Source organism: Neisseria sp. P0021.S007, from assembly GCF_051956855.1.
This window is the reverse complement of the sequence record NZ_JBQCXA010000720.1, coordinates 1-622: the sequence shown is the minus strand read 5'-3', so window position 1 is coordinate 622 and position 622 is coordinate 1. Positions and strand designations below refer to the sequence as shown.

The following is a 622-nucleotide window of genomic DNA, read 5'->3' as shown; positions in this document are numbered from 1 at the left end:
GGGCTGGGACGAACATGCGGTCGGCGTCGCATTGGTCATCATGACTGCGCCGATTATTTTCGGCGGTATCCGCCGTGTTTCCCGCTTTGCCGAAATGCTTGTTCCGCTGATGGCGACTTTATATCTGCTGATGGCGCTCTACATCATCATCACCAACATCAGCCTGATTCCGCATGTCTTCGGTCAGATTTTTGACAGCGCCTTCAACTTTAAAGCTGCCGGCGGCGGTCTGCTCGGCGGCTTGATTTCGCAAACCATGATGATCGGTATCAAACGCGGTCTGTATTCCAATGAAGCAGGTCAAGGTTCCGCACCTAACGCCGCCGCAGCCGCCGAAGTCAAACACCCTGTTTCCCAAGGTATGATTCAAATGCTGGGCGTATTCGTCGATACGATTATTGTATGTTCCTGCACGGCGTTTATCGTTTTGGTGTACCAACAACCTTACGGCGATTTGAGCGGCGCAGAGCTGACCCAAGCAGCGATTATCAGCCAAGTCGGCGCATGGGGCGCGGATTTCTTGGCAATCATCCTGTTTATGTTTGCCTTCTCTACCGTCATCGGAAACTATGCCTATGCCGAATCCAATGTGCAGTTCATCAAAAACCATTGGCTGTTGACC

General features: G+C 52.1%; 1 protein-coding gene. It reads left to right on the top strand.

Features of this window, described 5'->3' with window-relative positions; all coding sequences use genetic code 11:
• Nucleotides 1-622 (top strand): alanine:cation symporter family protein (locus tag ACTHUR_RS15585; RefSeq protein WP_440399544.1); only part of this gene is annotated, 622 nt, incomplete at both ends.